This window comes from Mesorhizobium sp. M4A.F.Ca.ET.090.04.2.1 (assembly GCF_003999085.1).
GTDB lineage: Bacteria > Pseudomonadota > Alphaproteobacteria > Rhizobiales > Rhizobiaceae > Mesorhizobium.
Map to the genome: position 1 here is coordinate 1 of NZ_RZOT01000281.1, position 7,719 is coordinate 7,719.

General features: G+C 63.4%; 9 protein-coding genes. 7 read left to right on the forward strand and 2 right to left on the reverse strand.

The window, feature by feature from the left end:
* A partial coding sequence (locus EN781_RS19625) for an HAD family phosphatase (protein ID WP_145965557.1) occupies nt 1-285 on the reverse strand: 285 nt, incomplete at its 3' end.
* A gap of 199 nt (nt 286-484) precedes the next feature.
* On the opposite strand from EN781_RS19625, the gene EN781_RS19630 reads away from it, so the two are divergent.
* Nucleotides 485-1,441 carry a sugar-binding transcriptional regulator gene (locus EN781_RS19630; protein WP_126057043.1) on the forward strand — a complete coding sequence of 319 codons (957 nt, stop codon included), beginning with the start codon at nt 485-487 and terminating at the stop codon, nt 1,439-1,441.
* A 21-nt stretch (nt 1,442-1,462) separates the two neighbouring features.
* On the opposite strand, the gene EN781_RS19635 is transcribed toward EN781_RS19630, so the two are convergent.
* Nucleotides 1,463-1,648, reverse strand: a complete 186-nt coding sequence (locus tag EN781_RS19635) for a hypothetical protein (protein ID WP_126057042.1) — start codon at nt 1,646-1,648, stop codon at nt 1,463-1,465.
* Nucleotides 1,649-1,757: 109 nt separating this feature from the next.
* Here EN781_RS19635 and gcvA point away from each other — a divergent pair, with 109 nt between their 5' ends.
* The 6 genes from gcvA to EN781_RS19665 all read left to right on the forward strand — a co-directional run.
* Entirely contained in the window at nt 1,758-2,666 is a 909-nt protein-coding gene (gcvA, locus tag EN781_RS19640; protein WP_126057041.1) for a transcriptional regulator GcvA, read from the forward strand.
* Between the two features lie 195 nt (nt 2,667-2,861).
* Nucleotides 2,862-4,172 carry a sugar ABC transporter substrate-binding protein gene (locus EN781_RS19645; protein WP_126057040.1) on the forward strand — a complete coding sequence of 437 codons (1,311 nt, stop codon included), beginning with the start codon at nt 2,862-2,864 and terminating at the stop codon, nt 4,170-4,172.
* Nucleotides 4,173-4,312: 140 nt separating this feature from the next.
* Nucleotides 4,313-5,185, forward strand: a complete 873-nt coding sequence (locus EN781_RS19650) for a sugar ABC transporter permease (RefSeq protein ID WP_126057039.1) — start codon at nt 4,313-4,315, stop codon at nt 5,183-5,185.
* Between the two features lie 11 nt (nt 5,186-5,196).
* A complete protein-coding gene (locus EN781_RS19655) occupies nt 5,197-6,021 on the forward strand; it encodes a carbohydrate ABC transporter permease (protein WP_126057038.1) in 825 nt (274 codons plus the stop codon).
* Nucleotides 6,022-6,073: 52 nt separating this feature from the next.
* Nucleotides 6,074-7,078, forward strand: coding sequence for an ABC transporter ATP-binding protein (locus EN781_RS19660; RefSeq protein ID WP_126057037.1), 1,005 nt, complete (start codon nt 6,074-6,076; stop codon nt 7,076-7,078).
* The coding region (locus EN781_RS19665; RefSeq protein WP_127400245.1) for an L-iditol 2-dehydrogenase at nt 7,075-7,719 on the forward strand (645 nt) is incomplete at its 3' end. The genes EN781_RS19660 and EN781_RS19665, both read left to right, overlap by 4 nt.

Below are 7,719 nucleotides of genomic sequence, written 5' to 3' on the forward strand. Positions count from 1 at the left end.
GTTGAAGATCTCGATCGCGCCCGGACGCGGCTTCAGCGTCTCGGCCAGCGGCAGATAGTGATCGTATTTGCGCACGATCCAGTCGTCGAAGGGCAGGTCGAGCCCGAATTCGTCGCGCAGCATTTCGTAGACCGGCCAGGCGGCGACGCCCAGCACACGCTCGTGCAGATTGATCGGCGGCGCGATGCCGACGCTGCGCAGCGCCGCCACCAGGGCCGCCTCGTGCAACGGCTCGCTGTCGACCAGCGTCCCGTCCATATCCCAGAAAACCGCTTTCGGCGTCATGCAAGGCTCCTTTGCCGATCCCCATAATCGGTTTGCGTGCCGAGATAAACCGTCAAGCAGGCCTTCCTTTGCCGCCGTCCCCATTCCAGGTCGCATCGGGAGTGCAGGCAATTGCCCTGTCGATAGGCAATTGCGCGTTGGCACATTCCCTGTAAGCTAGTGGTACCCGCGCCCTGTTGGGCGGGTTTGGGAGGCAGAAGTGAATTCGCGGCAGGACAGCGGCAGCAACCGGTTGGACGACGCGGCGCGCGCCGGCTGGCTGTATTATGTTGCCGGCAACACGCAGGACCAGATCGCCTTGACGCTTGGCATTTCCCGCCAGACGGCGCAGCGGCTGGTGTCGCTGGCGGTCTCGGAAGGGCTGATCAAGGTGCGTGTCGACCACCCGATCGCCAATTGCCTCGACCTCGCGGCGCGGCTCAAATCGCGCTTCGCGCTCGATCTGGTCGAAGTGGTGCCGAGCGATCCCACCTCGTCCTCGACGACGATCGGCGTCGCCGAGGCGGCGGCGGCGGAAATCGAGCGGCGGCTGCGTTCCCCGGAACCCCTGGTCATGGCGATCGGCACCGGGCGCACGCTGAAGGCGGCGATCGAGCAGCTGCCGCCGATGGAATGCCCGCAGCACAAGGTGGTGTCGCTAACTGGCAACATCTCGCCGGATGGCTCGGCCGCCTTCTACAACGTCATCTTTACCATGGCCGATCGAGTCAAGGCACGCTCCTTCCCGATGCCGCTGCCGGTCATCGCCTCCTCGCCGGAAGAGCGGGACATGCTGCTCAGCCAGCCGATGATCCAGCCGACGCTGGCGCTGGCGGCGGAAGCCGACGTCACTTTCGTCGGCATCGGCGATCTCGGCCCCAAGGCCCCGCTCTATGAGGACGGCTTCATTTCCGAGGGCGAGTTGAAGTCGCTGCAGAAAGCGGGCGGCATCGCCGAGATCGTCGGCTGGGTGTTCGACCGCGAGGGCCGCATGATCGAGGGCATAACCAATGACCGCGTGTCCTCAGCGGCGCTGCCGTCGCGCGAAAGGTCGCTGGTCATCGCGCTCGCCATGGGTGAGCGCAAATTGCCCGGCATCCTTGCCGCCGTGAACCGGCGTCTGGTCAACGGCCTCATCACCGACGAGCGGACGGCGTCCGCGCTGCTGGCCAGTTGATTGGCGATAAAATCGCGATGTCTATTTGTGGCGTCCGCAGGGATCGTTGCCATCAAGAAAACCCATGTCACGCTGCAGATGGGGCGACAATTCCCTGACGTCGACATAGCTGCGCCTGCGGCGCGCCAACCGCGAAAATTCCCTTGCCAGCACGGAAAACCAGCCATTCGCAGGGGTAGAAACAAGTCTTTCCTGGATCGTGGTCATGATCGTCAGCCTTGCTATGCTTGAACTGTGTTGATCGTCGACCCCAAATATCGGGATGATTGGCAGATGCTTCCAATCAAACGTCGATCATGACCCATAAAGAGGCCTTATGCCCGATCTCACCGCCCGACAGTTTGCCCAGCTCCCGCCGCTGCAAGCGATCCGCGTGTTCGAGGCCGTAGCCAGGCACCTCTCCTTCACCAAGGCCGCCGAAGAGCTTGGCATGACGCAGGCGGCCGCCAGCTATCAGATCAAGCTGCTCGAAGAGCGTATCGGCGCGCCGCTGTTCCTCCGCCTGCCGAAGCAGATCGAACTGACCGAACCCGGTCAGCGCCTGGCGCCGGCCGTCAGCGAGGCTTTTGCGCTGCTGAGCGGCGCCTATTCGGCCGCGCGTGCGGGGGCCGACGGCGTGCTTTGCGTCTCCACCCTGCTCACCTTCGCTTCGAATTGGCTGGCCCAGCATCTGGGCTCCTTCCAAGTCGCGCATCCCTCGCTCGCCGTGCGTGTCGACACCTCGAACCGTGTCGTCGATTTCGCCCGAGAAGATATCGACATCGCCATCCGTTCCGGCGGCGGCAAATGGCCGGGCGTGGAAACGCATATGCTGTTCAGGGCCGATTTCACCCCGGTGCTCAGCCCCAAGCTTGCGGCAAGTATCGGCGGTGTCAAGGAGCCGGCCGACCTGCTCAAGCTCCCGATCCTCGATCCGGGCGACATCTGGTGGCAGGAGTGGTTCGCACTCGCCGGTCTCCCGGCCGAAGAGCTCGCCAATCGCCCCGGCACCAGCATGGGCGCGCAAGCCTATGAGGCCAATGCCGCGATGGCCGGCCAGGGCGTGGCGATCGTCACCAGGGCCCTGTTCAAGAACGAACTTGCCGACGGGCGGCTGATCCAGCCTTTCGATCTGGTCGGCGACGATGGCCATGCCTATTGGCTGGTCTATCCGTCGGCGCGCCGCAACGTGCCGAAAATCCGCGCCTTCCGCGACTGGATCCTGGCCGAGATCGCCTGCCAATAGGCTGATCTCCAAAAACCGTCGCTGGTAAACTCTGCCGGCTCCTCTCAACGCATCCGCCTGTGAGCTTTCGCGCAGCGGTGCATGGGTCATTTGTGCTGCGCTGCAGCATCGAATCCGGCTTGACATAATTCACGCTAAGTGAGTAATTGCTCACAGCCAAGGCAAATGCTCACTTTGGTTTATGGGAGGAATTTGATGAAACTTCGCACGCTCACTTTGGGCCTGTTGTCGGCTAGCGCCCTTGCGTTCGCCGCGCATGCCGAATCCATCACCATCGCCACCGTCAACAATGGCGATATGGTCCGCATGCAGAAGCTGACCGACGACTTCACCAAGAAGAACCCCGACATCCAGTTGAACTGGGTCACGCTCGAAGAAAACGTGCTGCGCGAGCGCGTCACCACCGACATCGCCACCAAGGGCGGCCAGTACGACGTCATGACCATCGGCACCTATGAGGTTCCGATCTGGGCCAAGCAGAGCTGGCTGCTGCCGCTCGACAAGCTCGGCGACGACTATGACGTAAAGGACATCATCCCGGCTATCGCTGGCGGCCTATCGGTCGACGGCAAGCTCTATGCCGCGCCCTTCTACGGCGAGAGCTCCTTCGTCATGTACCGCAAGGACCTGATGGAGAAGGCCGGGCTGACCATGCCCGATGCGCCGACCTGGGACTTCATCAAGCAGGCCGCCGACAAGATGACCGACCGCGCCAACGGCGTGAACGGCGTCTGCCTGCGCGGCAAGGCCGGCTGGGGCGAGAACATGGCCTTCCTGACCGCCATGTCGAACTCCTTCGGCGCCCGCTGGTTCGACGAGAACTGGAAGCCGCAGTTCGACCAGCCCGAATGGAAGAACACGCTGCAGTTCTATGTCGACCTGATGAAGGCCGACGGTCCTGAGGGCGCCTCGTCCAACGGCTTCAACGAGAACCTGGCGCTGTTCCAGCAGGGCAAGTGCGGCATGTGGATCGACGCCACCGTCGCCGCCTCCTTCGTCTCAGACCCGAAGAACTCCACCGTCGCCGACAAGGTCGGCTATGCGCTGGCGCCCGACAATGGCCTGGGCAAGCGCGGCAACTGGCTGTGGGCATGGTCGCTGGCAATTCCCGCCGGCACGCAGAAGGCGGAAGCGGCCGAGAAGTTCGTCTCCTGGGCAACCTCGAAGGGCTATCTCGATCTGGTCGCGGCGAAGGAAGGCTGGGCCAACGTTCCGCCGGGAACGCGCACCTCGCTCTACAACAACGCCGAGTACCAGAAGGCGGCGCCCTTCGCCAAGATGACGCTGGACTCCATCAACGCGGCCGACCCGACGCATCCGACGGTCAAGCCGGTGCCCTATGTCGGCGTGCAGTTCGTCGCCATTCCTGAGTTCCAGGGTCTCGGCACCACCGTCGGCCAGCTGTTCTCGGCGGCCCTCGCCGGCCAGTCGAGCGTCGACGACGCGCTGAAGCAGGCCCAGGACGCAGCCACCGCGGCGATGACCGAGGGCGGCTACATCAAGTAAGGCTCCTCCCGGTGCCGAACGCCGGTAGCGCATCATGACCGGCATTGGCCGCCCGAAACCCAGTTCGGGCGGCCACCTTCACAATCAAGAAAATTGTGACGCAACTCTAAAATCCGGCTGACATTTGGAGGGTGACCGTCATGGCTACTCAGCAGACCCGTTCGCTTGCCCGCTTCATGATGGCGCCATCGGTGATCCTACTGTTCGTCTGGATGATCGTGCCGCTGGCCTTCACGCTCTGGTTCTCGTTCCTGCAATACAATCCGCTGAACCCGATCCGCGACGGTTTTGTCTGGTTCTCCAACTACAAGCTGTTCTACTCCAACCCGGCATTCTTTGCGGCCATTCTCAACACGCTGACCATCGTCGTCAGCGTGCTGGTGATCACGGTGGTCGGCGGCATCCTCCTGGCGATGCTCATCGACCAGCCGATGTGGGGACAAGGCATCGTCCGCATCCTCGTCATCTCGCCGTTCTTCGTCATGCCGCCGGTAGCGGCGCTGGTCTGGAAGAACATGATCATGCACCCGCAATACGGCGTCTTCGCCGATATTGCGCGCTTCTTCGGCGGCCAGCCGATCGACTGGTTCGGCCAGCATCCGCTGACCGCCGTTATCATCATCGTCGCCTGGCAGTGGCTGCCCTTCGCCACGCTGATCCTGTTGACCTCGCTGCAGTCGCTCGACGGCGAGCAGAAGGAGGCGGCCGAGATGGACGGCGCCGGCTTCCTTAGCCGCTTCATCTATCTGACGCTGCCGCACATGTCGCGCGCCATCACCGTCGTCATCCTGATCCAGACGATCTTCCTGCTCTCGGTCTACGCCGAGATCCTGGTCACAACCAATGGCGGCCCCGGCTACGCCTCCACCAACCTGCCCTTCCTCGTCTATCAGAAGGCGCTGCTCGAATTCAAAATCGGCCAGGCATCCGCCGGTGGCGTGATCGCCGTCATTCTCGCCAATATCGTCGCCTTCTTCGCCATGCGCGCAGTCGGCAAGAACCTCGATAAGTAAGGGAGGATAAGATGGCACGCGCAGTCACCACCCAGCACAAGACGATCGCCACGGTGGCGGCCTGGATCGTCGCCCTGCTGATCTTCTTCCCGATCCTTTACACGATCATCACTTCGTTCAAATCGGAGCAGGAGGCGATCCAGGGCTTCGCCCTGATCCCTTCGGGGACGTTCGAGAGCTATTCCGAGGTCCAGGCGCAGAGCGGCTATTTCAAGTTCTTCCTGAATTCGGTGATCCTGTCGGTTGGCTCGACCATCCTGGCGCTCATCATCGCCATCCCGGCGGCCTGGTCGATGGCCTTCTCGCCGACCAAGCGCACCAAGGACATCCTGATGTGGATGCTGTCCACCAAGATGATGCCGGCGGTCGCGGTGCTGTTCCCGATCTACCTGATCTTCCGCGACACCGGCTTGCTCGACAGCCGCGTCGGTCTGATGGTCATGCTGATGCTGATCAACCTGCCGATCGTGGTCTGGATGCTCTACACCTATTTCCGCGAAATCCCGGGCGAGATCCTGGAGGCGGCGCGCATGGACGGCGCCTCGCTATGGAACGAGATCGTCTATGTGCTCACCCCGATGGCGGTGCCGGGCATTGCCTCGACCATGCTCTTGAACATCATCCTGGCCTGGAACGAAGCCTTCTGGACGATCCGGCTGACCACCACCGAGGCCGCGCCGCTGACCGCCTTCATCAGCTCCTTCTCCAGCCCGCAAGGCCTGTTCTGGGCCAAACTGTCGGCGGCCTCGACGCTGGCGATCGCGCCGATCCTGATCATGGGCTGGTTCAGCCAGAAGCAGCTGGTGCGCGGCCTGACATTCGGCGCGGTGAAGTAGTAGGGCGCCGCAAGCGGCGGACGACGGACAATAATCCCTCGGGGAGGAAACCATGGGAAACATCACGCTCAAGAACGTCTCCAAATCCTTTGGGTCGACGACGATCATTCCGAACATCGACCTGGTCATCGAGGATGGCGAGTTCGTCGTGTTCGTCGGTCCGTCGGGCTGCGGCAAGTCCACGCTGCTCAGGCTGATCGCCGGGCTGGAGGACACCAGCGGCGGCACCATAAACATCGACGGCCGCGACGTCACCGGCGAGGCGCCGGCCAAGCGCAAGCTGGCCATGGTGTTCCAGTCCTATGCGCTCTATCCGCACATGACGGTCGCCAAGAACATCGCCTTCCCGCTGAAGATGGCGGGCGAGGACCAGGCGACCATCGACAGGAAGGTCAAGGACGCCGCGCGGGTGCTCAACCTCACCAACTACCTCGAGCGTCGTCCGGGCCAGCTCTCCGGCGGCCAGCGCCAGCGCGTCGCCATTGGCCGCGCCATCGTGCGCCAGCCTTCGGCGTTCCTGTTCGACGAGCCGCTGTCCAACCTCGACGCCGCACTTCGCGGCACCATGCGCCTGGAGATCAGCGAACTGCATCATCAGCTCAAGACGACGATGATCTACGTCACCCACGACCAGGTCGAGGCCATGACCATGGCCGACAAGATCGTCGTGCTCAACGCCGGCAATGTCGAGCAGGTCGGCTCGCCGATGGAGCTCTACAAGACGCCGAAGAACCTGTTCGTCGCCGGCTTCATCGGTTCGCCGAAGATGAACCTGATCGAAGGCGCGCCGGCGGCGAAATACAGCGCCAAGACCATCGGCATCCGGCCCGAGCACATGAACATCTCGACCACGGCGGGCGACTGGAAGGCGACCGTCGGCGTCGCCGAGCATCTCGGCTCCGACACCTTCCTGCATGTCCAGGCCGACGGCGTCGGCACCTTGACGGTGCGCGCCGACGGCGAGCTCGGCGTCCATCATGGCGACACCATCTATCTGACGCCGGACCAGACCAAGCTGCATCGCTTCGGGCCCGACGGCAAGGCGATGGCCCGGTGAGGCTCAAAGGCAAATCGGCGCTGATCACCGGGTCGGCGCGCGGCATCGGCAAGGCGTTCGCCGAAGCCTACGCGCGCGAGGGTGCGACAGTGGCGGTTGCCGACATCGATCTGGCGGCCGCCGAAAGGACGGCGGCCGCTATCGGCGACAAGGCCTACGCCGTCAAGCTCGACGTCACCGATCAGGCCTCCATCGAGGCGGCGGTGAAAGCGGTGGAGACCAGGACCGGCGGCCTCGACATATTGATCAACAACGCCGCCATCTTCGACCTCGCGCCGATCGTCGAGATAACCAGGGCGAGCTACGACAAGCTGTTTTCGGTCAACGTCGCCGGCACGCTGTTCATGCTGCAGGCGGCTGCCCGTTCGATGATCGCCGGGGGCAAGGGCGGCCGGATCATCAACATGGCAAGCCAGGCCGGCCGCCGTGGCGAGCCGCTGGTCGCGGTCTACTGCGCCACCAAGGCCGCCGTCATCTCGCTCACCCAGTCGGCCGGGCTCGACCTGATCAAGCACCGCATCAACGTCAACGGCATCGCTCCCGGCGTCGTCGACAGCGACATGTGGGACCAGGTCGATGCGCTGTTCGCCAGATACGAGAACCGGCCGAAGGGCGAGAAGAAGCGGCTGGTTGGTGAGGGC

Coding starts and splice junctions, on each gene's coding strand:
- gcvA (WP_126057041.1), top strand. CDS start 1,758: ATGCCCGATCTCACCGCCCGACAGTTTGCCCAGCTCCCGCCGCTGCAA.
- EN781_RS19645 (WP_126057040.1), top strand. CDS start 2,862: ATGAAACTTCGCACGCTCACTTTGGGCCTGTTGTCGGCTAGCGCCCTT.
- EN781_RS19635 (WP_126057042.1), bottom strand. CDS start 1,648: ATGACCACGATCCAGGAAAGACTTGTTTCTACCCCTGCGAATGGCTGG.
- EN781_RS19655 (WP_126057038.1), top strand. CDS start 5,197: ATGGCACGCGCAGTCACCACCCAGCACAAGACGATCGCCACGGTGGCG.
- EN781_RS19660 (WP_126057037.1), top strand. CDS start 6,074: ATGGGAAACATCACGCTCAAGAACGTCTCCAAATCCTTTGGGTCGACG.
- EN781_RS19650 (WP_126057039.1), top strand. CDS start 4,313: ATGGCTACTCAGCAGACCCGTTCGCTTGCCCGCTTCATGATGGCGCCA.